This window comes from Achromobacter sp. UBA4530 (genome assembly GCF_002388205.1).
Lineage (GTDB): Bacteria > Pseudomonadota > Gammaproteobacteria > Burkholderiales > Burkholderiaceae_B > Achromobacter > Achromobacter animicus.
The window spans coordinates 78,458-104,393 of record NZ_DGMA01000037.1; the positions used below are offsets into that span (position 1 = coordinate 78,458).

Annotated in this window: 21 protein-coding genes, 1 rRNA gene and 1 other RNA gene; 3 read left to right on the forward strand and 20 right to left on the reverse strand. The window is 64.9% G+C overall.

All coding sequences use genetic code 11. The features are described 5' to 3' along the window. The first annotated feature begins 97 nt into the window (after window positions 1-97). Window positions 98-505 carry a DciA family protein gene (locus B2W22_RS24120; RefSeq protein WP_175125683.1) on the forward strand — a complete coding sequence of 136 codons (408 nt, stop codon included), beginning with the start codon at window positions 98-100 and terminating at the stop codon, window positions 503-505. Between the two features lie 216 nt (window positions 506-721). Here B2W22_RS24120 and lpxC read toward each other — a convergent pair whose 3' ends face one another. The 16 genes from lpxC to rnpB all read right to left on the reverse strand — a co-directional run bounded on the left by lpxC (window position 722) and on the right by rnpB (window position 19,852). Then, complete coding sequence (gene lpxC, locus B2W22_RS24125) at window positions 722-1,645, reverse strand: UDP-3-O-acyl-N-acetylglucosamine deacetylase (RefSeq protein WP_056320776.1); 924 nt, start codon at window positions 1,643-1,645, stop codon at window positions 722-724. A 239-nt stretch (window positions 1,646-1,884) separates the two neighbouring features. Beyond that, entirely contained in the window at window positions 1,885-3,069 is a 1,185-nt protein-coding gene (gene ftsZ / locus B2W22_RS24130) for a cell division protein FtsZ (RefSeq protein ID WP_175185988.1), read from the reverse strand. A gap of 187 nt (window positions 3,070-3,256) precedes the next feature. After that, a complete protein-coding gene (ftsA, locus tag B2W22_RS24135; RefSeq protein WP_006217473.1) occupies window positions 3,257-4,483 on the reverse strand; it encodes a cell division protein FtsA in 1,227 nt (408 codons plus the stop codon). Between the two features lie 4 nt (window positions 4,484-4,487). Continuing rightward, window positions 4,488-5,312 (reverse strand): cell division protein FtsQ/DivIB, encoded by an 825-nt coding sequence (locus tag B2W22_RS24140; RefSeq protein ID WP_175125634.1) that lies wholly within the window; start codon window positions 5,310-5,312, stop codon window positions 4,488-4,490. 12 nt (window positions 5,313-5,324) lie between these two features. Further along, window positions 5,325-6,275, reverse strand: coding sequence for a D-alanine--D-alanine ligase (locus tag B2W22_RS24145; protein WP_175125636.1), 951 nt, complete (start codon window positions 6,273-6,275; stop codon window positions 5,325-5,327). Then, entirely contained in the window at window positions 6,272-7,678 is a 1,407-nt protein-coding gene (gene murC, locus B2W22_RS24150) for a UDP-N-acetylmuramate--L-alanine ligase (RefSeq protein ID WP_175125638.1), read from the reverse strand. Before murC ends, B2W22_RS24145 begins: the two co-directional genes overlap by 4 nt. After that, window positions 7,675-8,751, reverse strand: a complete 1,077-nt coding sequence (gene murG / locus B2W22_RS24155; RefSeq protein ID WP_218345029.1) for an undecaprenyldiphospho-muramoylpentapeptide beta-N-acetylglucosaminyltransferase — start codon at window positions 8,749-8,751, stop codon at window positions 7,675-7,677. Before murG ends, murC begins: the two co-directional genes overlap by 4 nt. Beyond that, the gene (gene ftsW / locus B2W22_RS24160) at window positions 8,748-9,941 is read right to left on the reverse strand and encodes a putative lipid II flippase FtsW (RefSeq protein ID WP_175139416.1); all 1,194 of its coding nucleotides are present in this window, start codon (window positions 9,939-9,941) and stop codon (window positions 8,748-8,750) included. The genes murG and ftsW overlap by 4 nt, the downstream gene beginning before the upstream one ends. A 55-nt stretch (window positions 9,942-9,996) precedes the next feature. Then, window positions 9,997-11,529: a UDP-N-acetylmuramoyl-L-alanine--D-glutamate ligase gene (murD, locus tag B2W22_RS24165; RefSeq protein WP_286939807.1), complete on the reverse strand. Its 1,533-nt coding sequence runs from the start codon at window positions 11,527-11,529 to the stop codon at window positions 9,997-9,999. Next, window positions 11,526-12,695 (reverse strand): phospho-N-acetylmuramoyl-pentapeptide-transferase, encoded by a 1,170-nt coding sequence (mraY, locus tag B2W22_RS24170; protein WP_105237357.1) that lies wholly within the window; start codon window positions 12,693-12,695, stop codon window positions 11,526-11,528. Before mraY ends, murD begins: the two co-directional genes overlap by 4 nt. Continuing rightward, window positions 12,685-15,540: a bifunctional UDP-N-acetylmuramoyl-L-alanyl-D-glutamate--2,6-diaminopimelate ligase MurE/UDP-N-acetylmuramoyl-tripeptide--D-alanyl-D-alanine ligase MurF gene (gene murF / locus B2W22_RS24175; protein ID WP_286939809.1), complete on the reverse strand. Its 2,856-nt coding sequence runs from the start codon at window positions 15,538-15,540 to the stop codon at window positions 12,685-12,687. The genes mraY and murF overlap by 11 nt, the downstream gene beginning before the upstream one ends. Further along, the gene (locus B2W22_RS24180; protein ID WP_175125648.1) at window positions 15,537-17,267 is read right to left on the reverse strand and encodes a peptidoglycan D,D-transpeptidase FtsI family protein; all 1,731 of its coding nucleotides are present in this window, start codon (window positions 17,265-17,267) and stop codon (window positions 15,537-15,539) included. The genes murF and B2W22_RS24180 overlap by 4 nt, the downstream gene beginning before the upstream one ends. Continuing rightward, window positions 17,264-17,557, reverse strand: a complete 294-nt coding sequence (ftsL, locus tag B2W22_RS24185) for a cell division protein FtsL (protein WP_056569320.1) — start codon at window positions 17,555-17,557, stop codon at window positions 17,264-17,266. Before ftsL ends, B2W22_RS24180 begins: the two co-directional genes overlap by 4 nt. Beyond that, window positions 17,557-18,654: a 16S rRNA (cytosine(1402)-N(4))-methyltransferase RsmH gene (gene rsmH / locus B2W22_RS24190; protein ID WP_286939812.1), complete on the reverse strand. Its 1,098-nt coding sequence runs from the start codon at window positions 18,652-18,654 to the stop codon at window positions 17,557-17,559. The genes ftsL and rsmH overlap by 1 nt, the downstream gene beginning before the upstream one ends. 7 nt (window positions 18,655-18,661) lie before the next feature. Continuing rightward, window positions 18,662-19,090 carry a division/cell wall cluster transcriptional repressor MraZ gene (mraZ, locus tag B2W22_RS24195; RefSeq protein WP_056322651.1) on the reverse strand — a complete coding sequence of 143 codons (429 nt, stop codon included), beginning with the start codon at window positions 19,088-19,090 and terminating at the stop codon, window positions 18,662-18,664. Between the two features lie 356 nt (window positions 19,091-19,446). Further along, an RNA gene (gene rnpB, locus B2W22_RS24200) (RNase P RNA component class A) lies at window positions 19,447-19,852 on the reverse strand. A gap of 120 nt (window positions 19,853-19,972) precedes the next feature. Here rnpB and B2W22_RS24205 point away from each other — a divergent pair. Continuing rightward, window positions 19,973-21,799, forward strand: coding sequence for an ATP-binding cassette domain-containing protein (locus B2W22_RS24205; RefSeq protein ID WP_286939814.1), 1,827 nt, complete (start codon window positions 19,973-19,975; stop codon window positions 21,797-21,799). A 102-nt stretch (window positions 21,800-21,901) separates the two neighbouring features. On the opposite strand, the gene pyrC is transcribed toward B2W22_RS24205, so the two are convergent. Together pyrC and B2W22_RS24215 are read right to left on the reverse strand one after the other, a co-directional pair. Beyond that, window positions 21,902-22,981 carry a dihydroorotase gene (gene pyrC / locus B2W22_RS24210; RefSeq protein WP_286939818.1) on the reverse strand — a complete coding sequence of 360 codons (1,080 nt, stop codon included), beginning with the start codon at window positions 22,979-22,981 and terminating at the stop codon, window positions 21,902-21,904. Next, on the reverse strand, window positions 22,977-24,170 hold the full coding sequence (locus B2W22_RS24215; protein WP_056569330.1) for a M20 aminoacylase family protein: 1,194 nt from the start codon (window positions 24,168-24,170) through the stop codon (window positions 22,977-22,979). Before B2W22_RS24215 ends, pyrC begins: the two co-directional genes overlap by 5 nt. Before the next feature lie 147 nt (window positions 24,171-24,317). Between B2W22_RS24215 and B2W22_RS24220 the strand changes: the two genes are divergently transcribed. Beyond that, window positions 24,318-24,596 (forward strand): SWIB/MDM2 domain-containing protein, encoded by a 279-nt coding sequence (locus B2W22_RS24220; protein WP_006217453.1) that lies wholly within the window; start codon window positions 24,318-24,320, stop codon window positions 24,594-24,596. A 470-nt stretch (window positions 24,597-25,066) separates the two neighbouring features. Here the strand turns inward: B2W22_RS24220 and B2W22_RS24225 are convergent, their stop codons facing one another. Both B2W22_RS24225 and rrf read right to left on the reverse strand, forming a co-directional pair. Continuing rightward, window positions 25,067-25,432 carry a DUF4870 family protein gene (locus tag B2W22_RS24225; protein WP_056569333.1) on the reverse strand — a complete coding sequence of 122 codons (366 nt, stop codon included), beginning with the start codon at window positions 25,430-25,432 and terminating at the stop codon, window positions 25,067-25,069. 161 nt (window positions 25,433-25,593) lie between these two features. Beyond that, a 5S ribosomal RNA gene (gene rrf, locus B2W22_RS24230) occupies window positions 25,594-25,706 on the reverse strand. Between the last annotated feature and the right edge of the window lie 230 nt (window positions 25,707-25,936).

Consider the following 25,936-nt stretch of genomic DNA (forward strand, 5'->3'; position numbering starts at 1 on the left):
TTTTAAAGCCGGCATGAATAGACCCGCTTCATACCGTCAACGTTCCAGTACCAGCCGGCGCGTAGAAAATACCGCCCTGGGATGGCTGGGTCATGACATGCGGGGCGCCGGTGTATTGGCGACTGCCCGCAAGCATCTGCAAATTCAATACGCGGTGGCGGCGGTGTTGCCCGCCCCGCTGGGTGCTGTGTGCCAGGTCGCCAAGCTGGAAAACCTGTGTCTGCACCTGGTGGTGCCGACCGCCGCGCATGCGGCCAAGATGCGTCAATTGGCGCCGCGCATCGCGCGGTCTCTGGCGGACCAGGGCTGGAACCTTAACGAAATTGCCATCAAGGTACAAGCGGGGTTACCCAAGCCCGGCGCCCGTCAGCCGCGCCCTCCCACAGAGGCGCAGCCGCTGAACGACAAGGCTCTAGGTGCGTTCGAAACGCTGCACGGCAATCTGCGGCCAGGTCCGTTGGCCGATGCCGTCGCCAAGCTCTTGAAGCATCACAAGAGTAGCTGAGCAACCCGGCTTTGTCCGGCAACTCAAAGGGCCGGAAACGTCGCGAAACCAACTTTTCAGACCGATGGCCGGATGGTTGGCTACCGGATTGCGACTATCGCGCGAGGGGATGACGGCCAGCGTCGTCCCTAAGGAGAAACCCAAGCGGGTATCTAAGCAGAAACCCGCGCTGGGCCAGGGGTGGCCCCCGTGCGCGGGTTCAGCGGAAGCCTGGCGTCAGGCCAGTTTCCATTCATGGCGAAACGCCTGGGGCGCTTCTGCCTGCGATTCGTACGTGACGATTTCCCAGGCGTCGCGCTGCTCGAGCAGCGCGCGGGCAAGCTGGTTGTTCAGGCCGTGGCCCGATTTGCACGCCACATAACGTGCCACCAGCGGCTTGCCCAGCAGATACAGGTCGCCGATGGCGTCCAGGATCTTGTGCTTGACGAATTCATCGTCGTAACGCAGCCCGTCGCTGTTCAGCACGCGGTACTCGTCCATGACGATGGCGTTGTCCAGGCTGCCGCCACGGGCCAGGCCCATCGACCGCAGGGCCTCGACTTCATTCACGAAACCAAAGGTGCGCGCCCGCGCGATTTCGCGAACGTACGAATGCGTGGCGAAATCGATTTCGGCGAAATTTGCCGTGGAATCGATGGCGGGGTGACGAAAGTCGATCGAGAAAGCCAGCGCGTACCCTTCATGGGGTTCGAGCCGGGCCCATTTTTCGTTGCGGCCTTCGCCTTCACGCACTTCCACCGGCTTCAACACACGGATGAACTGCTTGGGCGCGTTCTGCTCGACGATGCCCGCCGAGCGCAACAGATAAACAAACGTCGCCGCGCTGCCGTCCATGATGGGGACTTCTTCGGCAGTGAGGTCGACGTGCAGGTTGTCGATACCCAGGCCGGCCAACGCCGACATGAGATGTTCCACGGTCGACACGCGAACATTGCCCTGTTGCAGCACGGACGCCATACGGGTGTCGCCCACGCCGGTGGCTTGCGCGGGCAGGTCGACGACCTGCGGCAGATCCACCCGGTGAAAGACGATGCCGGTATTGGGCTGTGCCGGACGCAGGGTGAGCTCCACCCGCCGTCCTGAGTGGACGCCGACGCCTGTCGTGCGGACGAGATTCTGGATGCTGCGCTGTCGGAACATGAGACTTGGAATTTTGAACCCGGAAGCCGGCAAGATAAGTACGGATTGCCGGCGTAACCGAAGTATTGTAACGCTGTCCGATCCATGCCGCCATTCAAACTGGCGTTCAGATCGGCCGAAACCTCCGTCCCTTATTTAACGTGCAAGGGAAACACGGACCGCTCTGCCTCCGGCTCGCCCGTGGGGACAGGCGAGCCGGAGTGAGGGAGTGCAGTTAGAGCCGTTGACCGGCTCTAGGTTCAGTCCGCCTGCTTACGCAGGAAGGCCGGGATGTCGAAATGATCCATTCCCGAGCTTTCCAGCGCCCGCACCTGGGCCGACGCCTGGCTGCGCGGATTGCGCATGACAGACGGCATGTCCAGATTGCGGTAGTCGCCGCCTTGGCCGGCCGGCATCGTGCCCATGGGCATGTTGTCGGTGCCGGTGCGCAGCACTTCAGCGGTGTTCTGCACCAGTTGCGGACGGGCTTGCGCACGGCCAAGGCCGGTTGCAACCACCGTGACACGCAGGTTTTCGCCCATGGACTCGTCGTAGGCGGTGCCGAAGATCACGGTCGCGTCATCCGAAGCGTAGCTGCGGATCGTTTCCATGATTTCGCGCGTTTCGCGCATCTTCAGCGAGCGGCTGGCGGTGATGTTGACCAGCACGCCACGCGCGCCGTTCAGATCCACACCTTCCAGCAGCGGGCAAGCAATGGCGTGCTCGGCGGCAACACGTGCGCGATCCGCGCCCGATGCCGACGCCGTGCCCATCATGGCCTGGCCCTGCTCACCCATGATCGTCTTCACGTCTTCGAAGTCGACGTTGACGTTGCCTTCGACGTTGATGATTTCGGCGATACCCGCGCACGCGTTGTGCAGGATGTCGTCGGCCGAACGGAAGCAGTCTTCCTGCGTCGCGTCCTCGTCCATCAGTTCATAGAGGTTCTCATTGAGCACCACGATGAGCGAATGCACGTGCTTGGCCAGTTCCGAGATACCGTCCTCGGCCATCTTCAGGCGCTTATTGCCTTCAAAGGTGAAGGGCTTGGTGACCACGCCCACGGTCAGGATGCCCAGTTCCTTCGCCACTTCGGCCACGACCGGACCCGCACCGGTACCGGTGCCGCCGCCCATGCCCGCGGTGATGAAGACCATGTGCGCGCCGTTCAGCGCGGCACGGATTTCCTCACGCGCGGTTTCCGCCGACGCGCGTCCCTGCTCGGGCTTGGCGCCCGCGCCCAGACCGGTACGGCCCAGGCGGATCTGCACCGGCGCATTGGTTGCCGCCAGCGCTTGCGCATCGGTATTGGCGCAGATGAAATCCACGCCGTGCACACCGCTGCGAATCATGTGCGCCACGGCATTGCCGCCCGCACCACCCACACCAACGACCTTGATTACGGTCCCTTTGGTGTTGTTCTCAAGCATCTCAAAGTTCATCATGATGACTCCCTCACAAGTCCGAATTTGCAAATCACAAAAATTCCCCGACAACCTATCTTTTGTGAATCGCCTCAAAGCCGACGCCGGCTACATAGGCCCGCTACGGGTTTGAGACGCCTCCTCTTTCTGGCGCTCCCCGCTAGACAGCCGCGGTTCGCACCAAGGAGCAGGCCCCAACCTGCACCCTTTAATTCATGAACCACTCTTTCATGCGCGCAAGCAGGCTCTTGAAGTTGCCCGTCTGCGCAGCCACCTTGCGGCCACGCACACGCTGCATGCGCGCTTCCTGCAGCAGCCCCATCACCGTCGAGAAACGCGGATTGCGCATCACGTCGGCAAGGCTGCCTTCATACTCGGGCACCGCCACGCGAACCGGCTTGAGAAACACGTCCTCGGCCAGTTCGATCATGCCGGGCAGCTGCGCGGATCCGCCGGTCAGGACCACGCCGGAAGCCAGCAGGTCCTCGTAGCCGGAATCGCGCACCACCTGCTGCACCAGCGTGAACAGTTCTTCGACGCGTGGCTCGATCACCGCGCCCAGCGCCTGGCGCTTGACCTGACGCGGGCCGCGGTCGCCCAGGCCCGGCACTTCCACGGACTCGTCCGGGCTGGCCAGCACCTGCTTGGCGACGCCGTAGCGCAGCTTGATTTCTTCGGCATCGGGCGTGGGCGTGCGCAGCATCGCCGCGATGTCGTTGGTGATCTGATCGCCGGCGATGGGCAGCACGGCGGTGTGGCGGATCGCGCCGCCGGTGAAGATGGCAACGTCGGTCGTGCCCCCGCCGATGTCGACGAGAACCACGCCCAGTTCCTTTTCGTCGGCGGTCAGCACGGCCAGGCTGGAGGCGAGCGGCTGCAGGATCAGGTCCTGCACTTCCAGGCCGCAGCGGCGGACGCACTTGACGATGTTCTGCGCAGCGCTGACGGCGCCGGTCACGATGTGCACGCGTACTTCCAGGCGCAGGCCGCTCATCCCGATGGGCTCGCGGATGTCTTCCTGGCCGTCGACGATGAACTCCTGCGTCAGCACGTGCAGCACCTGCTGGTCCGTCGGGATGTTCACCGCCTTGGCGGTCTCGATGACGCGGGCGACGTCGGTGGCGGTGACTTCCTTGTCCTTCACGGCGACCATGCCGCTGGAATTGAAGCTGCGGATATGGCTGCCGGCGATGCCGGTGTAGACGTCTCGAATCTTGCAATCTGCCATCAGCTCGGCTTCTTCAAGCGCGCGCTGAATGGAATTCACAGTGGTCTCGATGTTGACGACCACGCCCTTGCGCATGCCGCGCGATTCGTGCTGGCCCAGGCCAAGCACCTCGAAGCGGCCTTCAGGCAGGATTTCAGCCACCACAGCCACCACCTTGCTGGTGCCGATATCGAGGGCGACGATAAGGTCCTTGATGTCACGGGTCATGGCGTTAGCGTTTCTTGGGAGGTTTCGGTGTGGATTTGGATTTGGTTTCCGACGCGGGCAACGGGGCCAGCGCCAGGGCGAAACCATTCGGATAGCGCAGGTCGGCCTGCGTGACGGTGCGCCCTACCAGGCGCCCCGACACGGTGGGCCACGCCTGCACAAAGCGTTGAATACGAGCCGCGAACGGCAAGGCGCCGGGCAGGCCGTGCGGGTCCGGCGCATCGGCGCCCGGATCGCGGCCCAGGTCCAGCAGCATGCCGTTGGAAAGCACGACGCGCCAGGCGTAGCGCGGGCTCAGTTCCAACTGTTCCACATGCATGTCCAGCGGTGCGAACCAGCGCGCCAGCTCGGCGTAGCGCTGCACGACCAGCGCTTCCGTGCCGTCGGGTCCGGAGAACTGCGGCAGCACCGTGTCGTCGTCCACCTCGCCCGTGTTGGCCGTGAACGCCTCGCCCCAGGTGTTGATCATCTGGTTCTCGTTCCACAGCGCCAGGGGCTGCTGTTCCTCGATGCGCACACGCAGCACGTTCGGCCAGATCCGCCGCACCGTGGCATGCCGGACCCAGGGCACCGATTCGAAGATCTCGCGCGCGTCGTCCAGGTCCACCGTGAAGAAGTTGCCCTTCACGCGGCCCGCGATCGCCGAACGCACGGCGCCCGTCGACACATAGTGAAGCTCGGTGTCCGGCATCGATTCCAGCTCGATCGCCGACAGCGTGAAATACGGACGTTGCGCTACCCACACCACGCCCGCGATGAGCATGGCGGCAACCGCCAGCACGGCGAGCGTGTTGGCGATCAGGTTGGTAGTACGAGCGTCGTTCCACACGGAGTATCCAGGTCAAGCGTTGCGGGCGTGGCCGTGCACCTTGCACGAGGCCTCGGACAGGATGGCCACGCACAATTCTGCATAGCCGATCCCCACGGCCTTCGCGGCCATGGGCACCAGGGAGTGGCCGGTCATGCCGGGCGAAGTATTCATTTCAAGCAGCCAGGGCCGGTTGTCGGCATCGAGGATGAAATCGGCGCGGCCCCAGCCTTCGCAGCCCAGCGTCTGATAGGCCTTGACGGCAATCCGCGCGACTTCTTCAGCGACGTCCGCGGGCAAGGCGGCCGGGCAGAAATACTGCGTGTCGTCGGAGAAATACTTGTGTTCGTAGTCGTAGTTGCCGCCCGGCGCCGCGATCTCGATCACCGGCAGCGCGCGCGCCGCCTTGCCCGAGCCCAGCACGGCCACGGTCAGCTCGCGCCCAGTGATGAACTGCTCGGCCAGGACCTCGCTGTCGTACTGCGCGGCTGCGGCGTAGGCTTCCTTCATGTCTGAGTAGCCGACGACCTTGGTGATGCCCACGGTCGAGCCCTCGTGCGGCGGCTTGATGATCAGCGGCAGTTGCAGGCGGTCGGGGACCAGGCGCAGTTCGGTATCGGCATCCAGCACTTCAAAGTCGGGCGTGGGCAGGCCATGCTGCAGCCAGATGCGCTTGGTCATGGTCTTGTCCATGGCCAGTGCCGAGGCCATCGGGCCGCTGCCCGTGTAAGGAATGCCCAACAGTTCCAGCGCGCCCTGCAGGGTGCCGTCTTCGCCGTAACGGCCGTGCAGCGCGATGAACACGCGGTCAAAACCTTGATCGGCCAGTTCGGCAAGACTGCGCTCGCCGGTGTCGAACAGGTGCGCGTCCACGCCGGCGCTGGTCAGCGCCTCGTGAACGCCCTTGCCGGACATGAGCGAAACTTCACGTTCGGCGGACCGGCCGCCGTACAACACACCCACCTTGCCGAATTGCTTGCTCATGCCAGCTCTCCCACCTGGGCGGGGACCTTGCTGATCGAACCCGCCCCCATCACGATGACGACGTCGCCATCGCGCACGAAATCCACAACCGTCTGCGGCAGCTCCGCCACGTCTTCCACGAATACCGGCTCGACCTTGCCGGCCACGCGCAACGCGCGCGACAGGGCACGTCCGTCAGCGGCGACCAGCGGCGGTTCGCCAGCGGCATAGACCTCGGTCAGCAGGACGGCGTCAGCCGTGCCCAACACCCGCACGAAATCCTCGAAGCAATCGCGCGTCCGCGTGTAGCGGTGCGGCTGGAAGGCCAGCACGATGCGACGATCGGGCCAGGCGCCGCGCGCCGCAGCCAGCGTTGCCGACATTTCGACCGGATGGTGGCCGTAATCGTCGATCACCGTGAACGTGCCGCCGCCGTGGTTGGCCGGCACCGGGAATTCGCCCGTCTGCGTGAAGCGGCGGCCCACGCCCTTGAACGCGCGCAGCGCCTCGCAGATGGCGGCGTCGGACACGCCCAGCTCGGTCGCCACGGCGATCGCGGCCAGCGCGTTGCGCACGTTGTGCAGGCCGGGCAGATTCAGTTCGACGTTCAGGGGCGGCAACAGCGTGTCGCGGTGAGTGCGCTGCACGTTGAAGCGCATGCGCGTGCCGTCGGGCTGCACCTCATAGGCACGCACCTGCGCTTCTTCGTTCAGGCCGTAGGTCGTGATGGGACGCGACACGAACGGCATGATCTCGCGCACGTTCGCGTCGTCCGAGCACAGCACGGCGCTGCCGTAGAACGGCAGGCGCTGCGTGAATTCGATGAACGCGCTCTTGAGCCGCGCCACGTCGTGCCCGTAGGTGTCCATGTGATCGGCATCGATATTGGTCACGATGGCCATCACGGGCAGCAGGTTCAGGAACGAGGCGTCCGACTCGTCGGCCTCGACCACGATGTAGTCGCCCTGCCCCAGCCGCGCATTGGCGCCCGCCGAATTCAGGCGGCCGCCGATCACGAACGTGGGGTCCAGGTCGCCCGCCGCCAGCACGCTGGCGACCAGGCTGGTCGTGGTGGTCTTGCCGTGCGTGCCGGCCACGGCGATGCCGCGCTTCAAGCGCATCAGCTCGGCCAGCATGATGGCGCGCGGCACCACCGGAATACGCGCAGAGCGCGCGGCGATCACTTCGGGGTTGTCGCCCGCCACCGCGGTGGACGTGACGATGGCGCTGGCGCCCGTGACGTTGCTGGCGGCATGGCCGATCGCGATCTTCACGCCCAGGCCGGCCAGGCGGCGCGTCACCGCCGACTCGTTCAGGTCGGAACCGCTGATGTCGTAGCCCAGGTTCAGCAGCACTTCGGCAATGCCGCTCATACCCGAACCGCCGATGCCTACAAAATGGATATGTTGAATTCTGTGTTTCATGATGAACGCCCCGCTGCTTGTTCACAGACGTCGGCGATATGGGCGGCCGCGTCGGGACGCGCATGCGCGCGGGCCCGGACGGCGACAGCCTCGAGTTCTTGTCGGGTGCGCTGGCTCAGCCAGTCCGCCAGCCACTCAGGCGTCAGGGCGGTCTGCGGCTGCAGCCAGGCGGCCTGCGCGTCGCTCAGGAAGCGCGCGTTGGCAGTTTGGTGGTCATCGATGGCGTGGGGGAACGGCACGAACAGCGCCGCGACGCCGGCGGCCGCCACTTCGGACACCGTCATGGCGCCTGCGCGGCAGATCAGCAGATCGGCGTCGGCCATGGCGCCCGCCATGTCGTCGATGAAAGCGCGGCAATCGGCCTGCACGCCCGCCTGGGCGTAGGCCTGTTGCAGCGCCGGCAAATGTTGTTCACCGGCCTGGTGGACGACCGTCGGCCGGTTCTCGAGCGGCAGACGCGCCAGCGCCTGCGGCACGGTGGTGTTCAAGGCTTGCGCCCCCAGGCTGCCGCCCACCACCAGCACGCGCAGCGGCCCGGTGCGGCCGGCATAGCGTTCGGCGGGATCCGGCAAGGCGCACAAATCGGCGCGCACCGGGTTGCCCATCGCTTCGCCCTTGGGCAGCACGCCGGGAAATCCGCTCAGCACACGGCGCGACATCTTCGCCAGGCACTTGTTGGCGGTGCCGGCGACGGCATTCTGTTCGTGCACGACCAGCGGCGTGCCGCGCAGCGCCGCGATCACGCCGCCCGGAAATGCCACGTAACCGCCCATGCCCAACACCACGTCGGGACGCACGTCGGACAGCCGCGACCACGCTTGCGCGAACGCGCGCAGCAGCAGGAACGGCAGCTTCAGCAACGCGGACGCGCCCTTGCCGCGCACGCCTTGGAAGCGCAGCGGCACCAGTTCGATGCCGCGCGGCGGCACGAGGCGGCCTTCCATCTTTTCGGGATTGCCCAGCCACAGCACGCGCCAGCCGCGCTCGCGCAGCACGTCGGCCACGGCGAGACCCGGCATGATATGACCGCCGGTGCCACCGGCCATGATCAGGATCGTGCGAGCGGCGGTCATACCCGTCCCCCGCGCATCATGATGCGGTTTTCCACGTCGACCCGGATCAGCATCGCCAGCGCGCACAGGTTCATCACCACGCCCGAACCGCCGTAGCTCATCAGGGGCAGCGTCAGGCCCTTGGTGGGCAGCAGGCCCAGGCACACGCCCATGTTGATGAACGACTGCACGCCGAACCACATGGCCACGCCGTGCGCGACCAGGCCGGCGAACGTGCGTTCCATGGCGATGGCCTGACGGCCGATGTCGAATCCGCGGTACACGATGATGGCGAACAGCGTGATCACCAGCATGACGCCGGCAAAGCCCAGTTCCTCGCCCACCACCGCCATCAGGAAGTCGGTGTGCGCCTCGGGCAGGTAATGCAGTTTTTCCACGCTGGCGCCCAGGCCCACGCCGAACCATTCACCGCGACCCAGCGCAATCAGCGAGTGCGACAGCTGGTACGCGCTGCCGTAGGCGTTGTCTTCGTTCCAGGGGTCCAGGTAGGCGAACAGCCGCGCACGACGCCATGGCGATAGCCAGATCAGCATCAGGAACGTGCCCACCAGCACGGCGAGCAGGCTGCTGAAATACTTGCCGTTGATGCCGCCCAGAAACAGGATGCCGATGGCAATGGCCACGATCACCATGAACGCGCCCAGGTCGGGCTCGAGGAGCAGCAGCATGCCGACGCCGGCCAGCGCGAACGCCATCGGCAGGAAGCCGCGGGCAAAGGCCTGCATGTGCTCCTGCTTGCGCACGGTGTAGTCGGCCGCGTAAAGCAAGGCGGCAAGCTTCATCAGCTCGGACGGCTGGAAATTCAGCGGACCCAACGGGATCCAGCGGTGCGCGCCGTTGACTTCGCGGCCGATGCCCGGAATCAGCACCGCAACCAGCAACACCATCGTCACCACGAAAAGCGGCACGGCCAGACGCTGCCAGACCCGGATGGGGATCGACAGCACGATGGCGGCGCCGACCAGGCCCGCGCTGACGAACAGGCCGTGGCGGATCACGAAGTAATAGCGGCCATAGGACGCATAGCGCGGGCCGTCGGCCAGCGCGATCGATGCCGAATACACCATCAGCAGGCCGAGCAGCAGCAACGTCGACGCCGCGATCACGAGCGGCATGTCGAAGTTGCGCATGCGGGTACGGCCGGGCCGTACGGCATTGACGCTGGCGGTCAGGTCGGCGATCAGGCTCATTGTGCGGCCTCGGCGCCACGCGCCACGGAATTCGCCCAGGAGGCGGCGTTGCGGTTCATGCCACCTCTCCACGGTCGCGGGCCAGGTCTTCGACCTCTTCCACGAACACCTGCCCGCGATGCGGGTAATTGCGGAACATGTCCAGGCTGGCGCACGCCGGCGACAACAGCACGGCGTCGCCCGGCTGCGCCAGTTCGGCCGCACCGCGCACGGCGTCGCGCAAGGTCTCGACAATCAGGCACTTGACGCCGGTCGGCTCCAGCACGCGGCCGATCTCCGGGCCATCCAGGCCGATCAGCATCACCGCGCGCGCATGGCGCGAGACGACGGGAATCAACGGCGAAAAATCCTGGCCCTTGCCCTGGCCGCCGGCGATCAGCACCACGGGCTGGCCCAGGCCTTCCAGCGCGGCCACGGTGGCGCCCACGTTGGTGCCCTTGCTGTCATTGATGTAGTCCACGCCGCCGATGGTGCGCACGAAGGCGGCGCGATGCGGCTCGCCCGCATAGTCGCGCAGCGCGCGCAGCATGGCGCCCCAGCCCAGATCCAGGCAGCGGGCAAGCTGTAACGCGGCCAGCGCGTTCAGCGCATTGTGGATGCCGCGGATGCGCAGTGCGTCCACGGGCATGAGGCGGCTCATACGGCCCTTGGCGCGCACCGGTTCGGGCGCGTCCTTCTTGCGCCGCGTGGGCGGTGCCGGCTCATCGAAATCGTTGGACTCGCAGGCCGTCAGCCACGCTACGCCCTGTCCCAGTTCAAGGCCCATGTCGCCCACCAGCTCAGGCACATCGCGGCCAAAGCTGCGCACGTTCATGGCGTTCAGCGACGACACCATATCAACGGTCAGCGGATCGTCGCGATTGACGATGGCGATGCGCGCCATCTTCAACAGACGGCCCTTCGCATCGGCATAGGCCTGCATGCCGCCGTGCCAGTCCAGGTGATCCTGGGTCACGTTCAGCACGACGGCCGCATCGGCCATCAGCGTGCGCGTCGTTTCAAGCTGGAAGCTGGACAGTTCAAGCACCCACACCTGCGGCAGCGCGTCCGTGTCCAGCGCGTCCATCAGCGCGGACAGCGCCGCGGGGCTGATGTTGCCGGCAGCGATGACCGTCAGCCCGCTGGCTTCGACCAGTTGCCGCGTCAGCGCGGTGACGGTGGTCTTGCCATTGGTGCCGGTCACGGCCAGCAGACGCGGGCGATACTCGCGATCGGCGGCCAGATCCGCCAGCGCGCGGGCAAACAGTTCGATCTCGCCGACGATTTCAATGCCGCGGGCCTCGGCCTCGCGCAGCACGTCGGCGGCGGGCGCCTGCGTGGGCGCCAGACCCGGGCTCAACACGACCTGCGATACGCCATCCAGCAGATCGGTGGCAAACGACTCGTCGCAGCCCAGCCGGTATTCCACTTCGTTTTGCGCCAACGCTTCGCGCAGCGCGGCCAGGCCTCCCGGTTCCGAGCGCGTGTCGGCCACGCGCAAGCGGGCGCCCAGGCGGGCGCACCAGCGTGCGGCGGCGACGCCCGTCTCGCCCAATCCGAGGATCAGCACGAGCGGCGCGTCAGCGCGGGAGGATTCCATCATGTTCATCGCAACTTCAGCGTAGAGAGGCCAATCAGCACCAGCATCATGCTGATGATCCAGAAACGCACGACCACCTGGGTTTCCTTCCAGCCGCCCACTTCAAAGTGATGATGCAACGGGGCCATTCGGAAAATGCGTCGACCTGTTCCATAACGTCGCTTCGTGTACTTGAACCAGGTCACCTGGATCATCACCGAAAGCGTCTCGACGACGAACACGCCACCCATGATGAACAGCACGATTTCCTGGCGCACGATGACCGCAATCGTGCCCAACGCACCGCCCAACGCAAGCGCGCCGACGTCGCCCATGAACACTTGCGCCGGATACGCGTTGAACCATAAAAATGCGAGCCCCGCGCCCCCGATCGCCGCGCACAGCACCATCAATTCCGATGCGCCGGGGATGTACGGAAACAGCAGGTACTTCGAATAGTCCACGCGACCGACCACGTAGGCGAAGATGCCCAGCGCGCTGCCGACCATCACGGTGGGCATGATGGCCAGGCCATCCAGGCCATCGGTCAGATTCACGGCGTTGCTGGTGCCGACGATCACAGCCCAGGTCAGCGCCACGAAACCCAGCACGCCCAGCGGATAGCTCACGGTCTTGAAAAACGGGACGATCAGGTCGGCACGCGTCGGCAGCGCCATCGTGAAGCCGCTGCCCACCCAGGCCTTGAACAGGGGCCAGAGTTCGGTGTTGGCGGGCGCGGACACCGCGAACGCCAGATACACCGCAGCCACCATGCCGATGGTGGCTTGCCAGAAGAATTTTTGACGCGCCGGCATGCCTTCGGGATCGCGATAGACCACCTTGCGGTAGTCGTCACGCCAGCCGATCCAGCCAAATCCGAAGGTCACCAGCAGCACAACCCACACGAAGCGATTAGTCCAATCCGCCCACAGCAAGGTGCTGATGGCGATGGAGATCAGGATCAACACGCCGCCCATGGTCGGCGTGCCGGTCTTGACCAGATGCGATTCGGGACCGTACGTGCGCACAGCCTGGCCGATCTTCATTTCGGTCAGCTTGCGGATGACGCGCGGACCGGCCACCAGGCCGATCACCAGCGCCGTCGCGCACGCCAAGACGGCGCGCAGGGTGATGTATTCGAACACGCCCAGCGCGCGCACATCGTCGGAAAGCAGGCGGGCGATCTCAAGCAGCATGCTGCTCTCCCTGCCCTGCGGCTGCCGTACCGTCATTCAAAGAAAAAGCCGTCACTACCCGCTCCATGCGCATAAAGCGCGATCCTTTTACCAATACGCAGGACGGGCGCAAGCCGCGCAAGGCGGCAACGACTTCGTCTACCGATGCGCAGGCGTGCGCGCCAGCGCCGAATGCGGCAGCTGCCGCCCGGCTGGCTTCGCCTAGCGTGATGAATGCGTCGAGCCCATGCTCGCGCGCGTAATTGCCCACCTCGACGTGCATGGCGGGGCCGTTGTCCCCGACTTCGCCCATGTCGCCCAAGACCAGGACGCGCGTGCCGCCGATGCGCGCAAGCACGTCGATGGCTGCGCGGACCGAATCGGGGTTGGCATTGTAGGTGTCATCGATGAGCAACGTTCCGTCACCCATTCGCTTGTGCTGCATGCGGCCGGCCACCGGGCTGAATCCCGCCAGCGCACGCACCGCGATCTCGAGCGGCGCGCCCGCTGCAATGGCGCTGGCGATGGCGGCCAGCGCGTTGCGCAGGTTGTGCAATCCCGCCACCGGCAGCGTCAGATCGGCAACGCCGACCGGCGTCACGACACGGCAGCGCGTGGCGTCGACTTCCGCGATGATCTGTTCCGCATAGACGTCCAGGCCGGGCTGCAGACCGAACCGCAGCACGCGGCGCGGCGCGGCCAGCGCATCCCAGATGGCTGCGTAGGGCTCGTCTCCGGGATACACGGCGACGCCATCGGCCGGCAATGCGGCAATCGCGGCGCCGTTCTCATGCGCGACCGCTTCAACGGTGTGCATGAATTCCTGGTGCTCGCGCTGCGCGTTCGTGACCAGCGCCACGGTAGGCGCGGCAATGGCGGCAAGCTGCGCGATTTCACCGGGGTGGTTCATGCCCAGCTCGAACACGGCGGCGCGATGACCCGCGCGCAGGCGCAGCAAGGTCAGCGGCACGCCGATGTCGTTGTTCAGGTTGCCGGCCGTGGCCAGGCGCCCCGCGTCGCCCTGCCATTCGGCGAGCATCGCGGAGATCATTTCCTTGGTGGTCGTCTTGCCGTTGCTGCCGGTCACCGCCACCACGGGCAGCACGAACCGGGCACGCCAGGCGGCGCCGATGCGCGTCAGCGCCACGCGCGTATCGCCCACGACAAGCTGCGGCAGTCCGGCATCGGCAACATGGTGCGCGACGAGCGCCGCGCAAGCGCCGCGCGAAGCTGCCTGATCCAGGTAGTCGTGCGCGTCGAAATTTTCGCCCACCAGCGCGACGAAGAGTTCGCCTTCGCCAATGCGGCGCGTATCGGTGGACACGCCGGGCGTCTGCTGCAACAGCAGCGCCACGCGCGCCCATTCGCGATCGTCGAAAGGCAGCTTCTCGCCACCGATGTCCTGATAGGTTTCGTGACCCTTGCCGGCCAGCAGCACCACGTCTTCCGGCGACGCCGCCCAGATGGTCTGCAGGATGGCGCGCGCGCGATCGACCTGCACGTCGGCATGCGCCGCTTCGGGCACGCCGGCCAGGATCTGCTGGACGATCGCCTCGGGCGATTCGGTGCGCGGGTTGTCGCTGGACACCACCACGTGGTCAGCCAGCTCCGCGGCAATGGCGCCCATCACCGGACGCTTGCCCGGATCGCGCTCACCGCCGCAGCCGAACAGGCAGATCAGGCGGCCGGAACGTGCCGTGGCCACGGCACGCAGCGCCAGCAGCGCACGGGACAACGCGTCCGGCGTGTGGGCGTAGTCCACCACCACCAGCGGACCGCGTGCCGTATGGGCTGGCAAGTTCACTGCCGGTTCCACGGTCTGCAAACGGCCATCGACGGGATCCGTCGCCGCCAGTTCACGCGCAATCTGCGCAAACGGCAGGCCCAGCTTGTACAGCACGCCCGCCACCAGCAGCAGGTTCGAAACGTTGTGCGCGCCCAAGAGGCGCGTCACGATCTGGGCTTCGCCATGCGGCGACACCAGCGTAAAGATCTGGCCTTGCGACGTTGCCTGCAAGTCCCGCGCACGCATGGCGGCCGGAATTTCAGGATCGTCGCTCAGGCTGTAACCCATCGGCGTCACGCCGTCCGGCAGGCTGGCCAGCATCCGCCGCCCGGCTTCATCGTCGGCGTTGATCACCGCGGCGGTCAGGCCGGGCCAGCGGAAGAGGCGCGCCTTGGCCGCTTCGTAGCGCTCCATCGTGACGTGATAGTCCAGATGGTCGCGCGTCAGATTTGTGAAGGCGGCCAGCGCCACGCGCACGCCGTCCATGCGGCCCTGCTCGATGCCGATCGACGAGGCCTCCATGGCCACGGCCTTCGCGCCGGCGTCGCGCATCGCGGCCAGCGTGCGGTGCACAGTCAGCACATCCGGCGTCGTCAGGCTGCCGCCCAGCGTCTGGCCATCGGGCAGCACGGCGCCCAGCGTGCCGATGGTGCCGCAAGCCTTGTCGTTCCGGCTCAGCGCGTGGGCAATCCATTGCACCGACGACGTCTTGCCGTTAGTGCCGGTCACCGCAACCACGGCCAGCGCCGCCGACGGACGGCCATACCAGGTGTCGCCCAGTTCGCCTAGCAGCGAGCGCAGGCCGGTCACCGCAAGCATGGGCGTGCCGGCCGACGCGGCTTGTACGGCATCGGTGGCAGGCGCTTCGAACAGCACGGCGCTGGCGCCCAGCGCCAACGCCTTATCTATATAGAGACGGCCGTCGCTCGACAGTCCCGGGCAAGCAACGAACACGTCGCCCGGCTCGATGTCGCGCGAGTCCAGCTTGAGATGCGCGGTCAACGACACGCGCTCATGCAACCACGCCACGGTCTCGACAACCGTGGCGGCAGGGGAAGAGTGGAAGCCGTTGGCGCTCATCTGCCTGGCTCCTTGATACCAGCAACAATCGTGGATTCAAACGGTGCGTCGGGCCGCACCCCCATCAGCCTCAGGCTCCCCCCCACGATATGGGAGAACACGGGCGCGGCAATGGCGCCGCCGTAATAGCCGCCGATCGTCGGTTCGTCGATGGACACGGCCACCACGATCTTCGGATCCGACACCGGGGCAAAACCCACATACGAGCTGCGGTAACGTTGCGTGCTGTACTTGCCGTCCACGATCTTGCGCGCGGTGCCGCTCTTGCCCGCCACGCGGTAGCCCTGCACCTGCGCGGCCTTCGTGCCATCGGGGCCGGTGGCGGCCTCCAGCATGGCGCGCACCAGCGCGGTCGTCTTGGGCGTGTAGATCTTGACGCTGGTCGGATCGCTATCGCGCTTGACCAGCGTCAGCGACACCATGTCGCCGTTACGTGCAAAGACGGTATAGGCGCGCGCCACTTGCAGCAGCGACACGGACAGGCCGTAGCCGTAGGCCATCGTGGCCTTTTCAATCAGGCGCCAACGTTCCCACGGACGCAGACGGCCGGGCGCGGCGCCGGGGAATCCCACTTGCGGCGCCTGGCCGAGACCCAATTCGGTGAAGCGGTCCCACATTTCACGGGATTCCAGCTTCTCGGAGATCATCGTCATGCCAATGTTGCTGGACTTGCGCAGCACGCCCGCCACATCCAGCGTGCCGTTGCGGCTCACGTCGCTGATCGTGCTGCCCTGATACGTGAACCGGCCGTTGCCCGTCTCGAACTGCGTCGACGTGCTGATGCGGCCCAGGTCCAGCGCCAGCGCTGCGGTAAAGGGCTTCATGATCGAGCCCGGCTCGAACGTATCCGTGATCGCCTGGTTGCGCAGGTTGGCGCCATGGAAGGTTTCGCGGTTGTTCGGATCGAAGGTCGGCACGTTGGCCAGCGCCAGGATCTCGCCCGTGTGCACATCCACCACCACGGCCGTCGCACCCTTGGCGCGGTGCTTGTCCATGGCGTCCTTCAGTTCCTTGAAAACCAGGTACTGCAGGCGCGTGTCAATGGACAGGCGCAAGTCCCGGCCATCAACCGGCAACGTGACGGCCTGCACGTCTTCGATGACGCGGCCCAGCCGATCCTTGATGACACGGCGGCTTCCCGGTCGGCCCGACAGCTGCTGGTTGAACGTCAGCTCGACGCCTTCCTGCCCCTGGTCCTCGACACTATTGAAGCCGACCACGTGGGCCATCACGTCGCCGTCCGGGTAGTAGCGGCGGGTTTCGGGCTGCTGGTGCACGCCCGGCAAGCCCAGCTGCTTGATCTTGTCGGCCACGTCCATCGAGACCTGGCGCTTCAGGTACACGAAGTTCTTGTCCTCGTCGACGAGGCGGCGGCGCAGATCGCCCGCCGGCGTGTCCAGCAGCTTGGCCAGCGAATCCAGCTGCGCGGGCGTGGCCTGCTTCACGTCTTCGGGGATCGCCCAGATGGCGCGCGCCGGCACACTCGATGCCAGCACCGCACCATTACGGTCCATGATCTTGCCGCGCGTGGCGGCCAGCGTCAGCGTGCGCTCGTAGCGGCGCTCGCCCTGCTGCTGCAGGAATTCCGTCGACAATCCTTGCAGGAACAGCGCGCGGCCGGCCAGCACGGTAAACCCGCCAAACAGCAGGATCAGCACCAGGCGGGCGCGCCACGTAGGCAAGCTTCCGCGCAGCACGGGATTGTCGAAGAAGGGCACGCGCTTCATTGCGTGCCTCCGGCGGCCGCGGGCACGGGCGCCTGATTCATATAGAGCGTACGGTCGGGGACGATGGGAATCATCTTCAGACCGTCGCGCGCAATGGCGTCGACCCGCGCATTGCGGGCCAGCTCGGCGCGCTCAAGCTGCAGGCGCCGCCAGTTGGTTTCGAGGTCGCGCGCATGCGCCTGATCGCGGCCCAGCTCCACGAAGAGCTGGCGCGACTGATACCGGCTGGTGACCAGGGAAATGGCCGACAGCATCAGCAAAGCCGCAACGATCAGGTTGACGCGACCCATCAGCGGCGCCCTCCCTTGCCGCCACGCCGGGGCGGCGGGGCGAGGTCGCTGCCGGGCAGCGAACCGATCTTCACAAATGCGAAGCCGCCCTCGGCAGGCAGCGGCGTTTCCGTACGTTCAGCCGCGCGCAGGATGGCGGAACGGGCACGGGCGTTGGTCGAGACTTCGTCGTCCTCGGCCACGACTTTGCCAAGGGATCGCACAACGGGTTGGGGCATTTCGCTTTCGCGCAGGGGCAGGCGTGCATGCGCAGCAGCCGGCCTGGCCGCCGCCGCGATGCACTGCTTGACCATGCGGTCTTCAAGTGAATGAAAGCTGATCACCGCCAACCTCCCCCCCGGGGCAAGCAGGTCTAAAGCTGACGCGAGGGTGCGCGCGAGCTCTTCGAGTTCCCGATTGATGTAAATCCGTAAAGCTTGAAAGGTGCGTGTGGCCGGATGTTGCCCCTTTTCGCGCGTGCGGACGGCGCTGGCGACGCACTCGGCAAGCTCGAGCGTGGTGCGCAGCGGCCTTGTTGCGCGGCGAGCAGCAATCGCCTTTGCAACCTGAAAAGCAAACCGTTCTTCGCCATAATCCGCTATGACCTCCCGCATCTCATCCACACTGGCTTGCGCCAGCCAATCCGCCACCGTGGGACCACGAGTGGTGTCCATCCGCATATCGAGCGGGCCGTCTCGCATGAACGAGAAACCGCGCTCGGCATCGTCGATCTGAGGCGACGAAACGCCCAGATCCAACATCACGCCATCGACCTTGCCGATGCCGCGCTGCTCCAATTCTTCGGCCATGGTGGCAAAGCCCCCATGCACCACAGTGACCCGCGCATCCTCGGCCGCCAGCGCGTTGGCGACCGCAATGGCTTGCGGGTCCTTGTCAAACACGACCAGCCGGGCGTGCTTGCCCAACCGGCCAAGCAACTCGCGGCTGTGGCCGCCCCGGCCGAAAGTGCCGTCTACGAAGACGCCGCTTTCGATTCGCGTAGCCACATCCTGCCCATCCTGCGGCTGCGACCGTGCCGCGCCCTTGCCGCCGAAACCGGGCAGCAAAAGCGCGTCCACCGTCGGCGCCAGGAGGACGGGCCGATGTTCGAATTCCATAACTCTTTCAGAACGAAAACTGGTTCAACACGTCCGGCATACCCTTGGCCAAGTCTTCAGCCTCTCGGCTGGCCAGGGTAGCGGCGTCCCACAGCTCGAAGTGAGAGCCCAGACCGAGCAGCATCACATCGCGCGTCATACCGGAAGCGTTGCGCAGTTCAGGAGCGATCAGGACCCGGCCGGAGCCGTCCAGTTCCACGTCCTGAGCGTTGCCCAGCAACAGCCGCTGCAGCGCGCGGGCCGTCATCGGAAAAGCGGCGATCTGCTCGCGCTTCTTTTCCCACTCCGGTCGCGGATACACCAGCAGGCAGCCGTCGGGATGGCGGGTCAGGGTCAGCCGGCCTTCGGCCTGCGACATGAGCGCGTCACGATGCCGGGTCGGAATGGAGATCCGTCCCTTGGCATCCAGCGTGAGCGCGCTGCTTCCCTGAAACACCACATTTACCCCACTTAATTGCACAATTTCCTACTATTTCCCACTCTACGGTATGGGAAAGGGGCGGTCAAGCGAGCGGTTGCAATTTTTTCAATCACAACAAGGACTTAGATCAACTTGTAAATTCGCAAAAAGAAAAACCTCCCAATAAATCAGGAGGTTGCGACATACTCTAAAAGTCCTACTTAAGAAGTAGCGCCTAACGATTGCGGTTTACCGCCTGGGGCTGGGTCGATCCTTCCGGTTGGCGAGGCTTCCCGCCAGATGGGCGACACTGGATGAGGCAATGAACTGGCGCGGTGGTCGCCAGACGGCCGCGCGGCCTCGTCCAGATCCGCGCGCGCCGGGAAAAATCAGTGCAAGACGGGTCTATAGGCCGGATTCTGTACACCAGGTTGCCCTGGCGGACGATCATTCCTCTGCGCGGATCATTGCTGAGCCGCTCTAGCCATCTACCCGCATGCTCGGACGGAGCCGCCCTTCACGGCCGTGAGGCCGCACGCATGCCTATTTGATGTTGCTCCGGATAGAGGTTGCCGCGTTTCACCCTGCGATGCCGCCGCCCGTTGCCGGACGGCGCAATACGGAGATGGCCGTATCAGTGCGCGCATAGCGCGCCCGCGCCGCAGTCTCGTCTCTGTGGTCCTATTCCTCAGCCATGCCCGAAGACACGACCGGACGGCCGTTAGCCGTTACCCTGCCCTGTGGAGTCCGGACCTTCCTCGATGGGCTTGCACCCACCGCGATCGTCCGACCCATCTTGCAGTGCGTATTCTATTACAGCCGTGTGCTCTGTCCCCAGGGCGCCCGCAAGAACCTCGGGGCGGGTTCCTGCGACAATACGCGCTGATCCGCTTAGATGCCGCAGACACCCAACACTACATGGCCCTCGAAACTCTCATCACCCTGACCGACGTCCAGCTCGCATATGGGCACCATCCACTGCTGGACCATGCCGACTTCGCCATCCAGTCCGGCGAGCGCATCGGCCTCATCGGCCGCAACGGCGCAGGGAAGTCCTCGCTCCTCAGACTGCTCGACGGCCGCACGCAGCCCGACGACGGCGCAATCGCGCGCAGCTCGAGTCTGCGAGTGGCCACCGTCGAACAGGAACCCGAGCTCGACGACAATGCCACTGTCTTTGACGTCGTATGCAATGCGGATGGCGACCACGAAGACTGGCAGCGCCCCTCGCGCGCGCGCGCCGTCATCGAAAAGCTGGGCCTGCCCGCCGACGTGCAGATCGCCGGCCTGTCCGGCGGCACGCGCAAGCGCGTCGCGCTTGCCCGCGCCCTGATCGACGAGCCGGATCTGTTGCTGCTCGACGAGCCCACCAACCATCTGGACTTCGAAGGCATCGCCTGGCTGGAAGACATGCTGCGCGCCTGGAAAGGCGCCGCAGTCATCATTACCCACGATCGCCGGTTCCTGGACGCCGTCACCACTCGCATCGTCGAACTCGATCGCGGACGCCTCCTGAGCTTCCCGGGCAACTTCTCGCAGTGGCAGGAACGCAAGGCCCAATGGCTCGAGTCCGAAAGGCTCGAGCAGGCGCGTTTCGACAAACTGCTGGCACAGGAAGAAGTCTGGATCCGCAAGGGCGTGGAAGCCCGCCGCACACGCAATGAAGGCCGCGTGCGTCGCCTGGAAAGCCTGCGCGTGCAGCGCGCCGAACGCCGCGAGCGCGTGGGCAACGTGTCGCTGGCGCTGGCCGAGGGCCAACGCTCCGGCAAACTCGTGGCCGAACTCGAACACGTCAGCAAGCGCTTCGGCGACAAGATCGTGGTCGACGACTATTCCACAACCCTTCTGCGCGGCGACCGCATCGGCATCATCGGCCCCAACGGCGCAGGCAAGACCACACTGCTCAAGCTCATCCTGGGTGAACTGCAGCCCGATAGCGGCGCGACGCGCCTGGGCACCAACGTCGCCGTCGCCTACTTCGACCAGATGCGCGCGCAGCTCGACGAAAACGCTTCGCTCGTCGACATCATCAGTCCGGGGAGCGAATGGGTCGAGATCGGCGGCGTGCGCAAGCATGTGATGACCTACCTGGGCGATTTTCTCTTCTCGCCGGCGCGCGCCGGATCACCGGTGCGCAGCCTGTCCGGCGGCGAACGCGCGCGCCTGCTGCTGGCGCGGCTCTTTGCCCGGCCGGCCAACGTGCTGGTGCTGGACGAGCCCACCAACGATCTGGACATCGAAACGCTGGAGTTGCTGGAAGAACTGCTGCAGGAATACGCAGGCACCGTGCTGCTCGTCAGCCACGATCGCGCGTTTCTCAACAACGTGGTCACGCAGACGATCGCCTACGAAGGCGACGGCCACTGGCGCGATTACGTGGGCGGCTACGACGAATGGGTCGCACAGCGCCCGGCGCCTGTCGCTCCGCAGGCCGAGGCCGACAAGGTCGCGAAACCCGCCGACGACGGCGCGGCACGAGCAAAGGCGGCGCGGCCCAAGCCTGCGAAGGCTGGCAAGATCAACGCCTGGGACCTGCGCGAACTCGAAGGCCTGCCCGATGCGATTGCCGCGCTCGAAGCGAAGCAAGCTGAATTGGCCGGCCAACTTGCTGACGGCAGCCTCTACCGCGATGCGCCGGCCGAGGTCGACCGCATCAACGGCGAACTGGCCAAGCTCGAAACTGAACTCGAAGAGAAGTTTGCGCGCTGGGAACTGCTGGAAGCGCGGCGCGATGGCGCGCTTTGACGTGACTGCTATATATAGATAGTCCGCTCGGCGGAAAAAGGGGTGAACGGCACAGCCGCTCACCCCTTTTTCATTTGCATTCGGCGCCAGCCGCGATCGTCCTCAGACGTGAGCGCGCCACTCTAGCGCCTCGCCGGCAGCCAGTGGGACCAGCGTCGTGTTGCCGAACGCCAACTCTTCCGGCACCTGATAGGTCTCGCGCGACAGCGTCAACGTGCCGGTATTGCGAGGCAGACCGTAGAAGTCGGGGCCATGGAAGCTGGCAAACCCTTCCAGCTTGTCGAGCTTGCCGGCGGCCTCGAACGCGGTCGCATAAAGCTCCATGGCATGCAATGCGGTGTAGCAGCCAGCACAGCCGCAGGCGTGTTCCTTCAGACCGCGCGCGTGCGGCGCGCTATCCGTGCCCAGGAAAAAACGCGGGCTGCCGCTGGTCGCCGCCTCGACCAGCGCAAGACGGTGCGTCTCGCGCTTCAAAATCGGCAGGCAATACCAGTGGGGCCGCACGCCGCCCTGGAAGATGGCATTGCGGTTGTAGAGCATGTGCTGCGGCGTGATCGTCGCGGCAATCGGACCTTCCGCATCGCGAACGTACTCCGCGCCTTCCTTGGTCGTGATGTGTTCGAACACGACCTTCAGGGCGGGGAAGGCGCGCCGCAACGGCTTCATCACACGCTCCACGAAAATGGCTTCGCGATCGAACACGTCAATCGACGGATCCGTCACTTCGCCATGCACCAACAGCGGCATACCGCATTTCTGCAGGGCTTCAAGCGCCTTCGTGCATTTGCCCAGCAGATCGGTCACGCCCGCGTCCGAGTTGGTCGTGGCGCCGGCGGGATACAGCTTGACGGCGTAGACATGGCCCGACTCATGCGCGCGCAGGATCTCTTCAGCGGGCGTGTTGTCGGTCAGGTACAGCGTCATCAGGGGCGTGAACGAAGCCGGATTGACGCCCGACTTGCCAAGCGCTTCCAGGATGCGGCCTCGATAGGCCAACGCCTGTTCCGTCGTCGTGACCGGCGGCTTCAGGTTCGGCATGATGATTGCGCGCGCGAACTGGCGCGCCGTATCGCCGACCACGGCTTCAAGCGCCGCGCCATCGCGCAAATGCAGATGCCAGTCGTCGGGGCGGGTGATGGTGAGTTGAGTCGTGCTTTGAGTAGACATGGAAGGCTTCTTAATCTGCCAGCGGCATGCCCCGTTCAGCAAGCGCGCAGAACATCGCACTGCCCAGGGGAATGACGGCATCGTTGAAATCGAAATGCGGGTTGTGCAGCAGGCAACCGGAATCGGCGCCGCCTTGCCCAAGACGGAAGTAGGCGCCCGGCTTGGCCTGCAACATGAATGAAAAGTCTTCAGAACCCATCGAGGGTACCAGGTCGCGCACCACGTTTTCCTTGCCGATCATCTCGGTCGCGATGTCGGCCACCAGGTTGGCGTGCTGCGGCGTATTCAGCGTCGCAGGGTAGATGCGCTCGTACACCACTTCGGCGGTGCCGCCAAAAGCGCCGGCAATGGCACTCACCAGCTCGCGCATGCGCGTCTCGACCATCTCCTGCACGGACTTGCGAAACGTGCGCACCGTGCCCACCATGCGCGCCTCGCGCGGAATCACGCTCATCGCGCCCGGATGCCCGGCCTGCACCGACCCGATCGACAGCACCGCCGAATCCAGCGGATTCACATTGCGCGACACGATGGTCTGCAACGCGGTGATGATCTGACCCGCGATCGTCACCGGGTCGATCGTCTGATAGGGATGCGCACCGTGACCGCCCCGCCCCGTGATCAGGATCTCGAAGCGATCGGCCGCCGCCATCATCGGTCCGGGGTTGATGCCGATCGTGCCAGGTTTGAGGCCCGGCCAGTTGTGCAAGGCATAGATCGCATCGCAAGGGAACGTGTCGAACAAACCGTCTTCCAGCATGGCGCGCGCACCGCCGCGTCCTTCTTCGGCCGGCTGGAAAATCAACACTGCCGTGCCATCAAAGTTGCGGGTCTGCGCCAGGTACTTCGCCGCGCCGATCAGCACTGCGGTATGACCATCGTGCCCGCATCCGTGCATCAGGCCCGGCTTGGTCGACTTGTGGCCGAACGTGTTGTCTTCCGTCATGGGCAGCGCGTCCATGTCGGCCCGCAATCCAATCATGCGGCCGCTGTCGCAGCGCTTGCCGCGGATCACGCCCACCACGCCCGTTTTACCGATACCGCGGTGCACTTCGATGCCCAACGCTTCCAGCGCACCCGCGACGATGCCGGACGTTCTGACCTCTTCAAAACCGAGTTCTGGATGGGCATGCAAATCGCGCCGGAGCGCCGTCAATTCGTCATGAAAAAGCCGAATCGATTCCAACGGAGAACGTGCGTACATAGGACGTTACAGAATGACGTGAGAGAGGGGACAGTCGATGCATTTTAGTTGCTACAGAGGATAAATGCCTTTGTCTTTACTGTAGAGACACGTTATGCTCCGGCCGCAGGACAATTTTTCCAACAGCCAGAGAAGGAGCGCCGCATTATGGCCACAACCTCCAAACCCGCGACCGCGCGCAAGCCGAACGCTGCATTCATGAAGCCGCTGACCCCCAGCGCCGAATTGGCCGCTGTCATCGGCTCGGAAGCCGTGCCGCGTACCGAGGTCACCAAGAAGATCTGGGAATACATCAAGAAGCACAACCTGCAAGATGCCAGCAACAAGCGCAACATCAACGCCGATGCCAAGCTGCGCCCGATCTTCGGCAAGGATCAGGTCACGATGTTCGAACTGACCAAACTGGTCAACGCACATCTGAAGTAAGCAGGCAAAGGGCGTACGGCGTACGTCCCTGCCTTTGGATTGTCGCGACGCCCTGGCTTACGGCCGGGCGAGCTCGACGCCACCAAGCAAGCCCCCTCCTCGCAGTTCCCCATTGCCACGTCCGTGGACATCCCCGCCCGACTTCAATAGCGACGCTATCGCCTGATCGTCAGCACTGGTGCGCCTTTGCAAGCCGACAAGCTGCATGCTCACGCACTTCAATGGCCCCTCCGGCACACGCGACGTCGATAGGCGCACGCGCCGCCTCTGAATGCGTCCTGCGCGTCGCACTCAACTAAATCGAAGCTCAGCGCCCCGCTCCTAAACAAGGCGCCCGCCCGCGTCCTTTCCGATTCCATTGAGTGCACATGCGAGCCAAGAACCACCGCGCGCATGTTCTCGCGCGTCACACGAGGCGCATGCAAAAAGGCCGGCATCAATGCCGGCCTTTCCGAGGGTACAGCCTGGACTCAGGCGTAAGACGTGGGCGCAGTGCCTTCCAGCAGCGACAGCCAACCGCGTATCAGGCGATACAGCACCCACACAATGGTTGCCGCCACGCCGATCCAGCCGATGAAGATGAGCGTCGCGATCCCACTGATGGCAAGCCACAGCAACGCCCACCAGAACGTACGCAGCAGCCAGTCGAAATGGCCGGCGTAGACGGTGCCGGCCGCGTCAGACCGCTTGAGGTACATGAGCACAACAGCCGCGATCGTGGCAATGCCCAGAAATCCACTCGTCAGAAAGCCCAAGGCATACAAGCCATAAGCCACGTGGGTCAACGTGCGAAGGTCCAATGTCGTACCGGGCACGGGGGTCTGGGGATCACTCACGATAACGCTCCAACGAATTGACTCGAACAATCTTACCGCACAAAGCCACCCCGCCCACGCGCGTTGTTATTTGGGCACATTCAGCATTGGCGCGGCTTGCAGGCCCGTGGCGCACCAAAGACAAAGCCCCACCGGGTACCGGTGGGGCTTTGAGAATAAGAGCTTGACGATGACCTACTTTCACAGACGTCCGTCCACTATCATCGGCGTAAAGGCGTTTCACTGTCCTGTTCGGGATGGGAAGGAGTGGTACCACCTTGCTATGGTCGTCAAGCGTAGCTGCTTGAGCAATTGACACCAGGGTCAATCGTTCGAATCTTGGGTCTTACTTAAGTGCCGCTTTGGCACTGATGGGCACTACGGGGCACTGCAATGGGACCTGGCGATTACAGCCGCGGAAAGGTTTGCGCCAATCGCGCAATCAACCTCCAGCGCAACGGCCTGGTCTCTCACTAAAGACAAAACCCCGCAGGGGATACCTGCGGGGGTTTGCGCAATAAAAGC